The sequence below is a fragment of the Duganella lactea genome (assembly GCF_009857505.1).
In the GTDB taxonomy this organism is placed as follows: Bacteria; Pseudomonadota; Gammaproteobacteria; order Burkholderiales; family Burkholderiaceae_D; genus Rugamonas; species Rugamonas lactea.
In genome coordinates, this window is sequence record NZ_WWCP01000002.1 from 140215 (window position 1) to 156285 (window position 16071).

Genomic DNA, 16071 nt, shown 5'->3' on the forward strand with positions numbered 1-16071 from the left:
ATGCCAGCGGCGCATCGCGCAGATTATAATTTATGCGATTCTGACAAGGAGGCCGCATGACCGACCGCCGCATCTTCCTCCACCGCGCCGCCGCCAGCCCGCGCGACCGGCGCCCGCTGATCATCGACGCCTTGGGCGGCATCGACAATATGAATCTGCCGTCAAGCCGGCGTGAGGATGTGGCCAACGACTTCGGCATCGACACCCGCTCGATGTCCGACGCCAAGGCCTCCGGCCTGACCGCCTTCAACATGCGTGCGCATTATCCAGTTGACCTACAACGCGCCGAACCAGTTGGGCGACGGCGCCATGGTGCCCACCAACCGGGGCCTGACGCCGTTCGGCCATGACGTGGTGGCGGAGCTGAACCGCCACCGTGTCGTGGTGGACTTGAGTCACAGCGGCGAGCAAATCTGCCTCGACGCCACGGCCGCCTCCAAGGCGCCGGTCATGATCACCCACACCGGATGCCGGGCCGTCACCGACCTGCCGCGCAACAAGAGCGACAAGGAACTGCGGCGCGTGGCGGACCAAGGCGGCTTTGTCGGCATCTACTTCATGCCCTTCCTCGCCACCGGGCGCCAGCCGACGGCGGAGGACCTGATCCGCCACATCGAACACGCCATCGACATCTGCGGTGAAGACCATGTGGGCATCGGCACCGATGGCAGCGTGACGCAGATCGACCACATGGCCGACTACCTGAAAGAGCTGGAAGACGAAGTGCGCCAGCGCCGCGCCGCCGGCATCAGCGCGCCGGGAGAGCGGCCGGATATCGTGCCCTTCCTGCCAGACCTGATGGGCGTGGACAAATTCCGGCGGCTGGCCGACCTGCTGGCCCGGCGTGGCCACAACAGCGGCCGGATCGAAAAAATCCTCGGCACGAACTTCCTGCGCGTGGCCGATTCAGTATGGGCATAAAAGAAGTTGAAGCCTGCCCACAAGTTTGTGCGAAAATTAATTTTTCCAATCTCACACAGGGAAGCAGATGAGTGAGCTTAAGCGCGGCCTGAAAAGCCGGCACATTCAGTTGATCGCGCTGGGCGGCGCCATCGGCACCGGCCTGTTCCTCGGCATCGCGCAGACGATCCAGATGGCCGGACCGTCGGTGTTGCTGGGCTACGGCGTGGCCGGCCTGATCGCCTTTTTCATCATGCGCCAGCTGGGCGAGATGGTGGTGGACGAGCCGGTGGCCGGCTCCTTCAGCCACTTCGCCGACAAATACTGCGGGCACTGGGCCGGCTTCATGGCGGGCTGGAATTACTGGGTGCTGTATGTGCTGGTCAGCATGGCCGAGCTGTCGGCGGTCGGCATCTACGTCCAGTACTGGTGGCCGGCGGTACCGACCTGGGTGTCGGCGCTGGTGTTCTTCGCCATCATCAACGCCATCAGCCTGTTCAACGTCAAGGCCTTCGGCGAGATGGAATTCTGGTTCGCCATCATTAAAGTGCTGGCCATTGTCGGCATGATCCTGTTCGGCGCCTACCTGCTGGTGTCCGGCGACGCCGGCCCGCAAGCCAGCGTCGCCAACCTGTGGCGGCACGGCGGTTTCTTCCCCAACGGCGTCGGCGGCCTGGTGATGGCGATGGCGGTGATCATGTTCTCCTTTGGCGGACTGGAACTGATCGGCATCACCGCCGCCGAGGCGGACAACCCGTCGCAGTCCATCCCCAAGGCCACCAACCAGGCCATCTACCGCATTCTGCTCTTCTACATCGGCGCGCTGGCCATCCTGCTGTCGCTGTACCCATGGCAGAAGGTGGTCACCAGCGGCAGCCCGTTCGTGCTGATCTTCCATGCGCTGAACAGCAATATGGTGGCGCACGCGCTCAACCTGGTGGTGCTGACGGCCGCGCTGTCGGTTTACAACAGCGGCGTGTACTCCAACACGCGCATGCTGTACGGCCTGGCCAAACAAGGCAACGCGCCGAAGGCGCTGCTGAAGGTCAACGCGCGCGGCGTGCCGTTGACGGCGCTCGGCGTGTCGGCGCTGGCCACCGGCGTCTGCGTGGCGGTCAACTACTTCATGCCGGCCAGAGCGTTCGGCTTTTTGATGGGGCTCGTGGTGTCGGCGCTGATCATCAACTGGGGCTTGATCAGCTGGATACACCTGCGCTTCCGCGCGCAGAAAAAGGCCAACGGCCAGGCCACGCAATTCCGCAGCCTGGGCTACCCGCTGACCAACTACCTGTGCCTGATCTTCCTGGCCGCCATTCTGGTGGTGATGTACCTGACGCCCGATCTGCAACTGTCGGTGTACCTGATCCCGGTCTGGCTGGCGGTGCTGGCCATCGGCTACAAGCTGGGCGTCAGGCGCTAGGCTGATTGCTGCGCGTGGCGGCGCGGATCAGTTCCAGCGACACCTTGGGCTGACGGTACGCCGTCAGCAGGCCGTTGGTTTCCTGGAAGGTGTCGGCGACCGCGATGCGGAAAGCCGTGCAGCGTCAGGATGCGGCCACCGGGGGACGGCGCTCATCGTCGAAGGCGAAGTCCCAGCCACCGTTCAGGGACTGCCATGCGTCGCGCACCAGCTGCGGACGCGGCTATTCACCTGGCTCATGCGTTACCTCACTTTGGGCGATTCCATGCCCGCGCATGGTAGCAAGTGCGGCGGCATGGCGCCGCTCAATTCCGAGCGGCATTGAACTGGAAAGCTGGCCGATCATGGGGGCACTATAATTCGGACCATGCCCACCCGACGTGGACTGGCGTACAGACGCGCCGCGCATCTGCCGTTATCATCATGCTGCCCCACGTTTCCGAGGACTTTGCCATGCCGACGCACGCAACCACAACACCCCGGCCCTTGCGGCTGCCCGCATTAGCTGGCTGGCTGGTGCTGACTTTTCTCTTTGCCGCCATCGGCGCGTTCGCCTCGTCGCAGGCCGCCGGGTTTTATCAACAGCTGAACCGTCCCGAATGGGCGCCGCCGCCCTGGCTGTTCGGGCCGGCGTGGACGGTGCTCTATCTGCTAATGGCGGTCGCCGCATGGCGCGTGCAGCGCGCCGCGCCGCCAACCGGCGCGCGCCCTGAGCTAACGCTGTATGTGGTGCAGCTGGTGGCCAACGCGCTGTGGACCTGGCTGTTCTTCGGCTGGCATCTGGGCGCGGTGGCGTTTGTCGAAATCCTGGTGCTGTGGCTATTGATCGCCGCCACCACCCGCGCCTTCTGGCGGCGTGATCGCTGGGCCGGACTAATCTTGGTGCCCTACATCGCCTGGGTCAGTTTCGCCACCTGTCTTTGCTACAGCATCTGGCAACGCAATCCCGGGCTGCTGTGAAGCCTCAAGCGATGCGGCGCACGGCGAAGTGCTCCACCTTCTGGCGTGACTGCGTGGTGCGGAACCCGAAGTAACCGCCGCCCAGCAGCGGGCCGGGAGCGTTGAAAAACTCCTTGTCGTCCACAAACAAGCGGGTGCCACGCGCATCGACCACAATGCGGACCCGATACGCGTGGCCGGCTTTCAGCAGGTACTCAGGCGCCGTGTAATCCTGCAGCAGATTCCGCGCACCGCTACCGTCGTAATAGCGGAAGCGCGAAGTGCTGTTGGTGTTGCCGCCGATGCCGGCGTAGAAAAGTTTGAGCTTGTCATACGCTTCCAGTTTGCCGGACTGCGTGAAACCCTGTGGCAGCTGCGCCTCCCAGAAGAAGTTCAGATCCGACAGGCGGCCGTCCGCCAGCACCGTGCGGGTGAAGCTGATTTCGTAGTGGCCGAGCAGTTGTTGGCGCAGCCACACCGTCAAACCACGATCCGCATGCAGCACCAGCGCGCCGCGCTCCACATACGCCGCCGTGGTGTTGCCGGCTTCCGCCTCCACCGCCCAAGTCTGCGGATCGAAGCGCTGAAAATCGTCCCGCGCCAGCACGGCGTTGCCAGCCTGCGCTTCCAGCGCCAGCATGCCCATCGCACCGAGTCCCCATTGGGCGACGGCGTTGGTGGATAGCGTCGGCGCCTCTTCGACCTCGTTCAGCACCAGCGGCGGTTTTACGCGGCGCGATGCCAGGTCCTTGTCTTTCAGCCCCGCGCGGCCTTCATGAAACTGCGCCCATGCACGTTTCAGCATGGCGTTGTCTTGCTGCTGCACGGCGGCGTAAGCCAGCAGGCGGGCGTGCCCCTGGCCCAGATTGAGCTTGCCCAGATCCTTGCCCAGTTCCGCTTTCTGTTCTTCGGCGCTCGCGCTGTACAGCCGGCAGTAGCGCAACCACGCCTCGCGGAAAGCCGCTTGCGGCACCGTGCGTATCAATTCGCTGGCGATTTCCGGCAGGCCGAAAACGGCGCTCAGATGCGAGACGCTGACCTTTTTATCCGGATCGGGCAGGAAGACGCCGGTACGCAAGTCCATCACGCCGCCACCGGCGAGGAAACCCAATGGTCGCGCGGCGATGCTGGCCATGCTGTTTAGCAGTTTGTCACGATACTTCGGCTGCCCGCCGCGCTCCCATTCGGTGAACCAGGCCGCCGCCACCGCGCCCCAGTCGGTGCCGAAGCCCACGCTGGCATGGTGTTCCGGGTCCTGCTCCGGCGCTTGCTGGCCGATCTTGCGGGCCGGGAGAATGGTGCGCAGTCGCTCGACCGCGTCCACCTGCTCGCGCAGCAGATCGCCGGTGCGCTCGTCGGCGCTCAAGTAGTAGAAGAAGCGGCGGTTGATGGCGGTGGAGACGCGCAACTGCTTGGCGCTGTCGCCCCAGTGCTGGACGCCGTGGCGCGTGCCGAGCGGACTGAATGGCCCGATATGATGTACATCGACCTCGCCGGTGTGACGGGTCATAGCCTCGGCGACGCGGAACGCATCGGCGCGTCCGCTGTGCAGGTAATAGTGCCACAGCCAGATCTCGGTGCTGAGTTCCGAGTTATCCCAGGCGAAGCCGCCAACATCGTAGCGCCAGACGTGACGCTGCTGGTCGTAGCTGTGCATCACATCGCCGTAATCCCAGAAGCCGTACCAGCGCCGGTCTTCGATCTGCTGGCGGTAGAAATCAAAGGCCCAGGCCAATTGTTGATCGAGCCTGGTCGGCTGAGAGGCGACTGGATGCCAGTATTCGCTGAACACTCCGGCGCTGTGCAATCGCTGCGGCGACGCGGTCAGCAGCGGCGGTGACTGCATGCGCTGGCTGATGGCCACCAGTTGTTCGTGCGTTGGCGTCGCGGGCAACAGCTGCAGTTCCAGTTCGCTGGTGCGGGCCACGCCGTATGGCGTGCCGAAGCCCGGCTCATAATCCTCGTAAGTGATATCGAGCGCGTCGCGCTGTTTGGCATGATCGGTTTCGCCCATGCCGTCGTGATAAAAGCGCAGATCCATGGCCTGAGCCTTCGGAGCCCAAAGCCAAAGCGTGACCGTGGCCTGGCTGGTTTCGGCGCCCTGAATGTCGATTTGTCCGGGATAGCTCTGCCAGAAATTACGGATACCGAACGCGATACCGCCCTCCGGCGCGCCGAGATAGCCGACACCGGCGGCGCGCTGGCCGCTGGCGGCATGAATCCAGCCGTGGCCTGGGCTGGTGCGCTTGTTGATGCTGTAGCCATCCGGATGCGATTGCAGCAGCGTGTAGCTGCCAAAGGCGGGAATGTAGCGCAGATTCTTGCTGACATTGGCCGGCATGCTGTCCGCCGTCACGGCGCGGCCTTGCAGTTGCGCTTCCGCCGCCGCACCGCCGTCACGGCGCAGACCGGTGAGGCCTTGCACCGCCTCCGCAAACACCCCGCCGTTGGCGCCGACGAAACGGATATAGCGATCATGCAGCGGCCCTGCCAACGGCACATTGAAACGCAGGCCGACGCCCCGGATGAAGGCTTGCCGCGGATCGGCGTCGTACACCAGCGTGTGCACCACGCGGATCGCGTCCGAGTTTTTGTAGAAGTACAGGCGCACGGTGAACGGCAGCAGCGTGCCGCCATCGGCATGCTTGTGCGTGCCGGTGACGCGCACCACGGCGCGCTGCGGTCCGTTCTGCTCCAGCGTGGCCGTGGCGATGGTGCTGTCGAACGCCTTTCGCCCGGCCGCGTTGTCCTCATCCTCCGCCGCACCCTCCACGAGCAGCACCAACCGCCCATCCTGCAACATCTGCTTGCCCGCCCGCTTCACGGCCGTCAACAAGATAGCGCCCTGCCGCACCACCGAGCATTGCAACGGCCCCGTATCGACAACAATCGCGCCGTCACGCTCCAGCGCCAGCATGCCGGCGGACGACGATGCGCCGTTGGGCACCGCGCGCCCGGTAGCGTCGAGCAGCGGATGCAGCGTGTAGCCATTCGCCGGCGCGACGCCACCGGCGTCAGGCGCCAGTGCGTGCGCCGACCACTTCAGCGAGCCATCCGGCCAATAGGCCAGCGGCCACGATTGCACCGCACGTCCATCCGGCCCCAGTTCGAACCTCGCGTCGCCGGGCACGCGCCCTTGCGGCCATGGCACACCCCAGGTCACCCCCTGAAAGCTGGCAGGCACGCCTTCCAGCCAGTGCAGCCCCGTCTCGCCTGGTCCCGCCGAAGACGCGGCCGAATCGCGCGTCGTCGCGGCGGCCGCCACGCCGGTGTCGCTCAGTCCCGCAGCGCCCCCCGTCAACAATGCCGCGAACTTGAAGAACTGCCGACGTTCAAGCGATGCACTCATGCTGCCAAGCTCCCTGGTAGTTGTACTGGACTGCCGACAGTACCATAGATGCAAAGCACCGCGTGCTCACAAAAATGAGCAATCAGCCGCCGTCACATCGATGCACTGACGGTCACGTGCCGCGCCAGGGTAGTGAACATCTGCTCCACGTCGATCGGCTTGGCGATGAAATCGTCCATGCCCGCCTCCGTGCACTGTTCGCGCTCGGAGGCCATCACGCCAGCCGTCATGGCAATCACCGGCAGCGCCAATCCCAGCTCGCCGCGAATGATGCGGGTGGCGCTGAAACCATCCATCACCGGCATCTGCACGTCCATCAGCACCACGTCGTAGCCGGCATCCGCGCGCAACAGGTTCACCGCCACCTGGCCATTGTCGGCCACCGTTACCGAGGCGCGCGCCTGTTCCAGTATGCCTTTGGCGACGTTCTGGTTGATCGGATTGTCTTCGACCAGCAGAATGCGCACGCCATCGAGCATCGGCGTTTGCGGCGCCTCGGGCACGCCGCCATCCTCACGGCCCGGCGCCAACGCGGTCTGCACCGCGTCGAACAGGCTGGAAGCGGTGACGGGTTTGGTGAGGAAGGCGGCGCCGGCTTCCGCCATGTTCTGTACCAGCTTGCCGCGACCGTAGGCGTTGACCATGCAGATCACCGGCACCGGCGCCAGTTGCTGGACCGCGCGCATGGTGGCCATGCCATCCATGCCCGGCATCCAACTATCGACCAGCACCACGTCGTACCGCGTGCCGGCGCGCAGCCGTTCAAGCGCTTCTTCGCCGGAGGCGGCGCAGTCGCTGGTCCAGTGCCAGGCGCGTATCGTCTTGCTGAGGAAGTTGCGGCTGGTGCGGTTATCGTCCACCACCAGCACGTGCAGCTTATTGCCGGAAGGTGTCTCGACCTCGCCGCCATCCTTGAACGCCAGCGTGAACTGGAACTCACTGCCCTTGCCTGGTTCGCTGGTCACCTGGATGGTCCCGCCCAGCATCTCGATCAGATTTTTGGAGATGGTCAGTCCCAGTCCGGTGCCGCCGAAGCGCCGGGTGAACGACAGGTCGCCCTGCATGAATGGCGAGAACAGGCGGGCCAGCTGCTTTTCATTCATGCCGATACCGGTGTCGCGGACGCAGAAGCGCAGCGTCAGCGGCTCGCCGCCAACGCGCTGCACCAGCACGGACACTTCGCCGCGCTCGGTGAACTTGATCGCATTGCCGGCCAGGTTGACCAGCACCTGCTGCAGCCGCAGCGCGTCGCCACACAGCACACGCGGCACATCGGGATCGACGCCGATGCACAGTTCCAGATCCTTCTCGCCGGCGCTGACGCTCATGATGCTCGCCAGCGAGTGCATCACATCATCGAGCTTGAAACGCACCGGATGCAGTTCCACTTTCCCCGCCTGCATCTTGGAAAAATCCAGAATGTCGTTCAGGATACCCAGCAGCGACTGGCCCGACGCGCGGATCATTTCCAGATAACGCTTCTGCTCCGGCGACAGCCTGGTGGTGCCCAGCAGGTGCGCCATGCCCAGCACCGCGTTCATCGGCGTGCGCAGCTCGTGGCTCATGTTGGCGACGAAGGCATCCTTGGCGGCATCCGCCAGTTCCACCGAACGGTTTAGCCGGCGCGCATACCCCCACGCCAGGCAGAAACCCGCCACCAGCAGTGTCGTCACGAACAGGCCGATCCACTTGACCGACGCCGCCATCTCGGACCAGACCACGCTGCGCGGCACGCCGATCACCACCGACCAGCCACTGGCTGGCGATCGGCTGTACATCGAATACACCGGCATCCCCTCCAGCGTCACCGCCTCCACTGCCGCCTCGTGGCGCGACGGCATCTGCGCCAACAGCGACGGTGCGGCTTTTTGGCCGACGTGCTTTTCAGGGTCCAGCGTGCGCGCCACGATCACGCCGCGCTGATCGAGGATGGCCGCGACACGGTCTGGCGGCAGCCGCTGCTCATTGAGCACATTGCCCATCTTTTCGGGCACGAAGCCGACCGAGATCACATACTTCACCTGATCGCCACGCAGCACCGGCGCGTGGATCGCCACCAGCGGACGTTTCAACGCGCCGCCGATGAACACATCGGAGACCACCGGTTTGCCGGTCTCAAAGACCTTGCGGATGCGATCCGCGCTACCGGGATCGGACAGCCGCTGGCCAAAGGGCCGAAGGGTATTCAGCAATTGGACCGAATGACGGTCGCTGAGCACAAAATTAATACCGGGGAATTCAGGTCGCAGGGACTTGTTGGCCTCCGCATAAAAGGCAGCGAAGTCGCCGCGGTCAAGACTGGGCGAATTGGCCAGCGCCAGCGCCACGGTGATGCCGGTGTTGAGATCGCGCTCCACCGCCTGGGCCGCGGCACGCGCCATGATCAGCGTATCGAGCTTGATCTGGTCACGCTCACGTTCAACGAAGTGCGCGGTCAGCAGCGCAAATCCCACCACGGCTGGCAAGGCGCAGACCCACACCAGACTATAGATTTGCACCTTGATCGACGGCCTGCCTCGCGCCATGAAAGTCATCCTCGTGCCTTTACATGGTAGATGACTTTATCACAACTTCAGCCGCGCGCCCAACTGTATTGTGGCGGCGATGTTGCGCGCCGCGCCACGCACGTTGACAGCGGCGGCGGCCAGCGCCTCCTCCACCGTGCAAGGACGGCTGACCGAGCCGAATACCGCATCGATGCCGTGTTCGTGCACCGCCGCCGCGTTGACGCCGAGCGCACCGCCGATGGCGATCACCGGCTTGCCGTGGCGCCGCGCCACACGCGCCACGCCGATCGGCGTTTTTCCGTTGACGGTCTGGCCGTCGATGCGGCCCTCGCCGGTGATCACCAGATCCGCGTCGGCCACGGCCGCATCCAGGCCGACAGCGTCGGCCACAATCTCGCTACCAGGACGCAAGCTGCCACCGAGGAAAACCAGCATGGCCGCGCCGATGCCGCCGCCGGCGCCGGCACCCGGCACGTCCGCCACCTGCTTGCCGAGGTCCCGCGCGATGACGTCGGCGTAGTGGCGCAGATTCTCATCCAGCCGCGCCACCATGTCCGGCGTGGCGCCTTTCTGCGGGCCGAAGATGGCGGAGGCGCCCTGCGGGCCGACCAGCGGGTTGTCGACATCACAGGCCACCTCGAACACGCAGTCGCCGATACGCGCGTCGAGGCCGGACAGCTCGATGCGGTCCAAATGATTCAGCGCACCGCCGCCGGGCGGCAGGTCGGCGCCGCCGGCGTCGAGCAAACGGCCACCCAGCGCGTGCAGCATGCCAGCGCCGCCGTCGTTGGTGGCGCTGCCGCCGATGCCCAGCACGAAGCGGCGCGCGCCGGCGTTCAGCGCGTTCATGATCAACTCACCCGTGCCGAAGCTGGTGGTGTGCAGCGGATTGCGCTGCGATGGCGGCACCAGTTCCAGGCCGCTGGCGGCGGCCATCTCGATCACCGCCGTCCGGCCATCGCCCATCAGCCCATAGAAAGCCGGCACCGGCGCGCCGAGCGGACCGGTGACACGCAGCGCCACCAGCTTGCCGCCGCTGGCGTCGATCATGGCCTGCACCGTACCCTCGCCGCCGTCCGCCACCGGCAGCTTGCGGTAGTCGGCATCGGGGAATATGTCGCGGAAACCGGCCTCGATCTGGTTGGCCACGGCCATCGCCGTCAGGCTCTCCTTGAACGAATCGGGTGCTATGACTATTTTCATCTGATGCTCTTAGCGGTTGACCAGTTTCGCGGGAATGCGCAATACCAGTATCGCACCAAGCAGCAGTACGCTGGACAAGATATACAAGGCGGCATCGGTGCTGTTGGTCGCGTCCTTGATCCAGCCGACCAGGAACGGGCTGACGAAGCCGGCGATCTGGCCCAGCGAATTAATCAGCGCCAGGCCGGCGGCAGCGGCGGCGCTGCCGAGGAAGGCCGCGGGCAGAGACCAGAACTGCGACAAGGCCGCCAGCGCGCCCATGGTCGCCATGCTCAGGCCCACCATGACGATCAAGGCGTTGCTGGAGAAATTGGCCGCCATCAGCAAGCCAATCAGGCCCATGACCATCGGCAGCGAGACGTGCAGGCGGCGCTCATGATGCTGGTCCGCCGAACGGCCGGCCCACACCATGAACACGGCGGCCAGCAGATAAGGCACGGCGCTCAGCCAGCCCACCGTGACGGCGCTTTCAAAGCCCAGCGACTTGATAATCGACGGCAGCCAGAAGTTGATCGCGTAGACACCCATCTGGATGCAGAAGTAGATCACGCCCAGCATCCACACGCTGCCGTTGCGCAACACGGCGCCGAAGGAATCGCCGGTGGTGCTGACGGCGGCGCGCTGCTGCTCATCGGCCAGCAGCGCGGCCTGCATCGCCGATTTCTCTTCAGCGCTCAGCCATTTTGCTTCGGCGATGCCATCGTTCAGGTAGAAGTACACGCCCACGCCCAGCAGCACGGTCGGCAGGCCTTGCAGCAGGAACAGCCACTGCCAACCCATCATGCCGCCCTGGCCGGCGGAAAAGTGCGACAGCATCCAGCCGGACAGCGGGCCGCCGATCAAGCCGGAAATCGGAATCGCCGACATGAACAGCGCCATCACGTTGCCGCGCTTTTGGGTCGGGAACCAGTGAGTGAAGTACAGCACCATGCCAGGGAAGAAACCGGCTTCCGCCACGCCGGTGAAAAAGCGCAGCACATAGAACGACGTCGGCGTGGTCACGAACAGCATGCAGGCGGACAGCCCGCCCCACGCGATCATCATCACCGAAATCCAGCGGCGCGCGCCGATTTTATGCAGAATCAGGTTACTCGGCACACCGCTCAGCACATAGCCGATGAAGAAGATGCCGGCGCCTAAGCCGTAAACGGTATTGCTCAATTTGAGCGCGTCGAGCATCTCCAGCTTGGCAAAGCCGACGTTCACGCGGTCGAGATAATTGAACAGGTAGCAAACGAAGATGAACGGGATCAGGTGCCAACTGGCCTTTTTATAGGCGCCGTCGAGTATGGACATGCTTGTCTCCAGAGTTTTGTAGTGAATATCCGGGATTATCTGGAATGGGTCACAAAAAAGCATCGGCCGGACGCCAGAATATGGGCGTCTCGCGCCCTACTTTCTTGTGCAAATGCCCTAAAATAACGGATATGGACATTTTAAGCACGGCACTGGCGCAGGATATCGTTACCCGCACCATGCGCATCATCCCCTACAACGTCAACGTCATGGACGCCAACGGCAGCATCATCGCCAGCGGCAATGCCGCCCGGCTGGGCGAGCTGCACGCCGGCGCCCTGCTGGCGCTGGCCAAGAAACTGACGGTGGAAATCGACGAAGCCAGCGCGCGCAACCTGCACGGTGCGCAGCCCGGCATCAATCTGCCGCTGACCGTGCACGGCCGGTTGTGCGGTGCGGTAGGCCTGAGCGGCGCGCCCGCCGAAGTGCGCCAATTCGGTGAACTGGTACGCCTCACCGCAGAAATGATCCTTGAACAAGCACAGTTGGCCGGCGAGCTGCAACGCGATTCGCGCTACCGCGAAGCCTTTGTCCTGAACCTGATCAACGCCGATCATGCCGCCGACCAGGCGGACCTGAACGCATGGGCGCACCGGCTCGGCGTCAGCTTCACGCAGCCGCATAACGTGTATGTGCTGGAACTGGACGATGGCGACACCGCGCCAGCGCATCTGCAAGGCCTGCAACCGCGCCTGCAAGCCCGCCTGCCCTCGGCGCTGACTGCCGCCGCCGGCCCGCGGGAACTGGTGATCCTGGACTTTGAGGATCACCAACAGCACGCCCTCGCTACGCTGCTGCGCGAGACCTGCCCGCAGCCACACACGCTCACCATGGGCATCGCGCTGCAAGGCATCGCCGGCGTGGCCACCTCCTACCAGAGCGCCAGGACCGCCGCCCGCGTGGCCCGCGCGCGCGACGGCAAGCGTAGTGGTCAGCGCCTGTACAGTTACTACGACCACGCGTTGCCTGTACTGCTCTCCGGCCTGAACACCGGCTGGCAAGGCGCGCAGCTGCGCGCGCCCATCGAAAAACTCGGCAAGAACAAGGATATGCTGCAGCGCACACTGGAAGTCTGGTTCGCCCAAGACGGCCATCCCGCCGCCACGGCGGAAGCCTTGCACATCCACCGCAACACGCTGGATTACCGCCTGCGCCGCATCGGCGACATCACCGGCCTGGATCTGGCGCGGCTGGAAGACCGCTTTATGCTCTACATTTCCGTGCTCTTGTCCAGCCCCTGATCGTAGGCGGCACACATAAAACAACAAGTTCGGCATTGCTGAAAACATGCTGTATTATTCCCGCTTGCCCAAAAAGCAGCCCACCAGGCCCGCCTTGGGTTACACGATAAAACACAAAAAAGCACTGGAGCTATTTTGAGCCTTTTTAGAACGAAGAATCTGGATGACATGATCGCCAATGCCCGCAAGCCGGGCGGCCTGGCGAAGGTACTTGGTCCTTTCGACCTGATCTTGATGGGCATCGGCGCCATCGTCGGCACAGGCATCTTCGTGCTGACCGGTACCGGCGCCGTCACCGCCGGTCCGGCGCTGACGCTGTCCTTTGTCGTGGCGGCGCTGGCCTGCTGCTTCGCCGCGCTGTGCTACGCTGAATTCGCCTCCACCGTTCCGGTGGCCGGCTCCATCTACACCTACTCCTACGCCACGCTGGGCGAACTGGCCGCGTGGATGATCGGCTGGGACCTGCTGCTGGAATACGGCCTGGCCACATCGGCCGTATCGGTCGGCTGGTCCGGTTACTTCCAGTCGCTGCTGTCCGGCTTCGACTGGCATCTGCCGGTCGCGCTGACCGCCGCCCCCGGCGCCATGCCCGGTGTGGACACGCTGATCAACCTGCCGGCGCTGTGCATCATGCTGCTGCTGACCGCGATGCTGAGCATCGGCGTGCGCGAGTCGGCTCGCCTCAACAACGTCATGGTGGTCATCAAGATCGGCGTGGTGCTGCTCTTTATCGCCGTCGGCGCCCGCCACGTCACGCCGGCCAACTGGACGCCCTTCATGCCCTACGGGATCAACGGCATGCTGAGCGCCTCGGCGCTGGTGTTCTTCGCCTTCATCGGTTTCGACGCCGTGACCTCGGCGGCGGAAGAAGTCAAACGTCCGGAGCGCGATCTGCCGATCGGCATCATCGGCTCGCTGGCCGGCTGCACGGTGCTGTATGTGATCGTCTCGGCGATCATGACCGGCATCGTGCCGTACAAGGAATTCCTCGGCGTCGACCACCCGGTCACGCTGGCGCTGCAACGCGCCGGTGAAAACTGGTTCGCCGGCTTCGTCGACCTGGGCGCGATCCTCGGCATGACCACCGTGATCCTGGTGATGGCCTATGGCCAGACCCGCATCATCTACGCCATGTCGCGCGACGGCCTGCTGCCGCAACGCCTGTCGAAAGTGCATCCGCGCTTCCAGACGCCGTTCCTCGCCACCTGGATCGTTGGTATCGTGTTCGGCCTGATGGCCGCCTTCGTGCCGCTGAACATTCTGAGTGAACTGGTCAACATCGGCACGCTGGCCGCATTCACGCTGGTGTCGGTCGCCGTGGTCATCCTGCGCAAAAAGCGCCCGGACCTGCCGCGTGCCTTCCGTTGCCCTGGCGTGCCGGTGATTCCGGCGCTGGCGGTCATCTTCTGCGTCACGCTGATGGCTTACCTGAGCTGGCACACCTGGGTCGCCTTCGGCATCTGGATGGCGATCGGCCTGGTGATCTACTTCACCTACGCGCGCAAACGCTCGTTGCTGAACTGAGCGTCCGGCCCGCGTCACGCGGGCTGGAATTTCTTGCGGTACGCCGCCGGCAACAGTCCGACCCGCTGCTGAAACAGGCGGCGGAAAGAGTTGCTGTCGGCATAGCCGACTTTGAAGGTAATGCTGTCAAGGCTCATGCGGGTGGACTCCAACAAGTGCTTGGCCTTTTCCAGGCGCAGCGTTATCAGCTCCATGGCCGCGCTGGCGCCGCCGCTGGTCATCAGGCGATTGTCCTCACACAGGTTCTGACGCTCGTCCATGCGCACGTCGGGATAGCGCTTGCGGAACAGCTCTGCAAACGCCCAATGCGTGGTGGCGCTGGCGGCCGCACACTGGTCGGCAAACAGTAAAGTGATGTGCATGGCGGATTTCGCATGAAAAAAGTCATTTCCGCACCTACCTTAACAGAATCCTATCGTCTATAGTGGTGGCGATACTCTACTCACCAACACACAATGAATCTCTGGTTCCGACTGATCTGGATGCTGTTGAAGCGTCCATGGCGCAAGCCTGTGGACCCGTTTTCCACCACCGTCGTGCACATGCGCGTATGGCCGCTGGACCTGGACCTGAACCGCCACATCACCAACGGCCGCTATTTCACGCTGGCCGACATCGGCCGCATGGACTACGTACTGAAGACAGGCGCCTTCCGCATCGCGCTGCGTCGCAAGGCGGTTCCCATCGTCGGTGACGCCTGGGGCAAGTTCCGCCGCGAATTAAAACTGTTCGAGACGTTTGAAATCCACACCCGCATGCTGGGCTGGGACGAAAAATGGAGCTTCCTCGAACACCGCTTCATCAAGGATGGCCGCGTGGCCGGCGTGGTGTTGATGCGCGGCGTGTTCCGCTCGTCCACCGGCACGGTGCCGCCGGTCGACATCGTGCGCGACCTCGGTGTGCCGGAACAGTCGCCACCACTGCCCGCATGGCTGACGGCGTGGTCGCAGAGCTGCGACGGCATGAGCGCGCAGCTACGCGAAGAGGAAGCCCCAATCCTACGCTAAATTACGCTCAATCCGAGTTCGCGCAGGAAGCCGGCCGCTTGCGCATGGGAGATGGTGGCGCCCTTGAACACGCCGGCCTCCGTCAGCTTCACGCCTTCGATATCGGCCAAGCGCAGATCGGCGCCCTGGAACTTGGCCAGTTTCAGCACCGCGTTGCGCAGGCTGCCGCCTTCAAACACGGCATCCCGAAAATCACAGCCGGACAGATAGGCGTCTGAAAAATCCAGCGCCTTCAGCTCTGCCTTGCGGAACGAAAAACCGCGCAGGTCCGCGCCGATCAGCAGGCATTCTTCAAAATGAATCCCCAGATGGGCCACCTCTTCAAAGCCCGCGCCGGTCAGCTTGCAACCATGGAAGGCCGCCGACGCCAGCTTGGCGCGGCGCCATTTGGTGTTATTCAGATCGCAGCCATCGAAGCGCGCGTCCACCGCGTCGACCGATTCCAGATCGGCGCCGCCGGCGCGGCAGCGCAACCACTGCGAACGCGCCAGCTTGCAGGCGAACAGCGTGGTGCCGGCGAAGGTGCAGCGTTCAAACACCACGCCTTGCAAATCAAGGCGGGACAAATCCTCGTCATCAAAAGCACAGCTGTCAAAACGGCGCACGCCTTGCGCCACATGCTCTTCCAGCTCGGCACGCGACAGCGCCACCGAGGAAACGGCGTTGGTATTCACATCACTCATCG

Annotated in this window: 13 protein-coding genes; 7 read left to right on the forward strand and 6 right to left on the reverse strand. The window is 64.0% G+C overall.

Translation table 11 applies throughout. The features are described from left to right. Nucleotides 1–56 precede the first annotated feature (56 nt). From GTP44_RS27115 to GTP44_RS03280, 4 genes are all read left to right on the forward strand, one after another. On the forward strand, nucleotides 57–350 hold the full coding sequence (locus GTP44_RS27115; protein WP_202423958.1) for a hypothetical protein: 294 nt from the start codon (nucleotides 57–59) through the stop codon (nucleotides 348–350). Further along, on the forward strand, nucleotides 310–921 hold the full coding sequence (locus GTP44_RS03270) for a dipeptidase (RefSeq protein ID WP_229256756.1): 612 nt from the start codon (nucleotides 310–312) through the stop codon (nucleotides 919–921). Before GTP44_RS27115 ends, GTP44_RS03270 begins: the two co-directional genes overlap by 41 nt. Nucleotides 922–988: 67 nt before the next feature. Then, nucleotides 989–2320, forward strand: a complete 1332-nt coding sequence (locus GTP44_RS03275; protein WP_161018307.1) for an amino acid permease — start codon at nucleotides 989–991, stop codon at nucleotides 2318–2320. A 453-nt stretch (nucleotides 2321–2773) separates the two neighbouring features. Then, nucleotides 2774–3280: a TspO/MBR family protein gene (locus tag GTP44_RS03280; RefSeq protein ID WP_161018308.1), complete on the forward strand. Its 507-nt coding sequence runs from the start codon at nucleotides 2774–2776 to the stop codon at nucleotides 3278–3280. 4 nt (nucleotides 3281–3284) lie between these two features. On the opposite strand, the gene GTP44_RS03285 is transcribed toward GTP44_RS03280, so the two are convergent. From GTP44_RS03285 to GTP44_RS03300, 4 genes are all read right to left on the reverse strand, one after another. Beyond that, on the reverse strand, nucleotides 3285–6608 hold the full coding sequence (locus tag GTP44_RS03285) for an exo-rhamnogalacturonan lyase family protein (RefSeq protein WP_202423960.1): 3324 nt from the start codon (nucleotides 6606–6608) through the stop codon (nucleotides 3285–3287). A gap of 92 nt (nucleotides 6609–6700) precedes the next feature. Then, nucleotides 6701–9133 (reverse strand): hybrid sensor histidine kinase/response regulator, encoded by a 2433-nt coding sequence (locus GTP44_RS03290; protein WP_229256757.1) that lies wholly within the window; start codon nucleotides 9131–9133, stop codon nucleotides 6701–6703. Nucleotides 9134–9172: 39 nt separating this feature from the next. Beyond that, nucleotides 9173–10318, reverse strand: coding sequence for a glycerate kinase (locus GTP44_RS03295; protein WP_161018310.1), 1146 nt, complete (start codon nucleotides 10316–10318; stop codon nucleotides 9173–9175). A gap of 9 nt (nucleotides 10319–10327) precedes the next feature. Then, nucleotides 10328–11614, reverse strand: a complete 1287-nt coding sequence (locus GTP44_RS03300; RefSeq protein ID WP_161018311.1) for an MFS transporter — start codon at nucleotides 11612–11614, stop codon at nucleotides 10328–10330. 131 nt (nucleotides 11615–11745) lie between these two features. On the opposite strand from GTP44_RS03300, the gene GTP44_RS03305 reads away from it, so the two are divergent. Together GTP44_RS03305 and bcaP are read left to right on the forward strand one after the other, a co-directional pair. Beyond that, entirely contained in the window at nucleotides 11746–12855 is a 1110-nt protein-coding gene (locus GTP44_RS03305) for a sugar diacid recognition domain-containing protein (protein WP_161018312.1), read from the forward strand. Between the two features lie 135 nt (nucleotides 12856–12990). Then, entirely contained in the window at nucleotides 12991–14379 is a 1389-nt protein-coding gene (gene bcaP, locus GTP44_RS03310; protein ID WP_308494306.1) for a branched-chain amino acid transporter BcaP, read from the forward strand. A gap of 14 nt (nucleotides 14380–14393) precedes the next feature. On the opposite strand, the gene GTP44_RS03315 is transcribed toward bcaP, so the two are convergent. After that, the gene (locus GTP44_RS03315) at nucleotides 14394–14741 is read right to left on the reverse strand and encodes a helix-turn-helix domain-containing protein (RefSeq protein ID WP_202423961.1); all 348 of its coding nucleotides are present in this window, start codon (nucleotides 14739–14741) and stop codon (nucleotides 14394–14396) included. Between the two features lie 93 nt (nucleotides 14742–14834). Here GTP44_RS03315 and GTP44_RS03320 point away from each other — a divergent pair, with 93 nt between their 5' ends. Next, nucleotides 14835–15386 carry a thioesterase family protein gene (locus GTP44_RS03320; protein WP_161018313.1) on the forward strand — a complete coding sequence of 184 codons (552 nt, stop codon included), beginning with the start codon at nucleotides 14835–14837 and terminating at the stop codon, nucleotides 15384–15386. Here the strand turns inward: GTP44_RS03320 and GTP44_RS03325 are convergent. After that, nucleotides 15383–16069 carry a pentapeptide repeat-containing protein gene (locus tag GTP44_RS03325; protein WP_161018314.1) on the reverse strand — a complete coding sequence of 229 codons (687 nt, stop codon included), beginning with the start codon at nucleotides 16067–16069 and terminating at the stop codon, nucleotides 15383–15385. The two genes, GTP44_RS03320 and GTP44_RS03325, sit on opposite strands and share 4 nt — an antisense overlap. Between the last annotated feature and the right edge of the window lie 2 nt (nucleotides 16070–16071).

What these genes read in the sequence shown, in the direction of transcription:
- GTP44_RS03285 (WP_202423960.1), bottom strand. Translation starts at nt 6,608, where the DNA reads ATGAGTGCATCGCTTGAACGTCGGCAGTTCTTCAAGTTCGCGGCATTG.
- GTP44_RS27115 (WP_202423958.1), top strand. Translation starts at nt 57, where the DNA reads ATGACCGACCGCCGCATCTTCCTCCACCGCGCCGCCGCCAGCCCGCGC.
- GTP44_RS03300 (WP_161018311.1), bottom strand. Translation starts at nt 11,614, where the DNA reads ATGTCCATACTCGACGGCGCCTATAAAAAGGCCAGTTGGCACCTGATC.
- GTP44_RS03275 (WP_161018307.1), top strand. Translation starts at nt 989, where the DNA reads ATGAGTGAGCTTAAGCGCGGCCTGAAAAGCCGGCACATTCAGTTGATC.
- GTP44_RS03325 (WP_161018314.1), bottom strand. Translation starts at nt 16,069, where the DNA reads ATGAGTGATGTGAATACCAACGCCGTTTCCTCGGTGGCGCTGTCGCGT.
- GTP44_RS03295 (WP_161018310.1), bottom strand. Translation starts at nt 10,318, where the DNA reads ATGAAAATAGTCATAGCACCCGATTCGTTCAAGGAGAGCCTGACGGCG.
- GTP44_RS03315 (WP_202423961.1), bottom strand. Translation starts at nt 14,741, where the DNA reads ATGCACATCACTTTACTGTTTGCCGACCAGTGTGCGGCCGCCAGCGCC.
- GTP44_RS03290 (WP_229256757.1), bottom strand. Translation starts at nt 9,133, where the DNA reads ATGGCGCGAGGCAGGCCGTCGATCAAGGTGCAAATCTATAGTCTGGTG.
- GTP44_RS03320 (WP_161018313.1), top strand. Translation starts at nt 14,835, where the DNA reads ATGAATCTCTGGTTCCGACTGATCTGGATGCTGTTGAAGCGTCCATGG.
- GTP44_RS03305 (WP_161018312.1), top strand. Translation starts at nt 11,746, where the DNA reads ATGGACATTTTAAGCACGGCACTGGCGCAGGATATCGTTACCCGCACC.
- GTP44_RS03280 (WP_161018308.1), top strand. Translation starts at nt 2,774, where the DNA reads ATGCCGACGCACGCAACCACAACACCCCGGCCCTTGCGGCTGCCCGCA.
- GTP44_RS03270 (WP_229256756.1), top strand. Translation starts at nt 310, where the DNA reads ATGGTGCCCACCAACCGGGGCCTGACGCCGTTCGGCCATGACGTGGTG.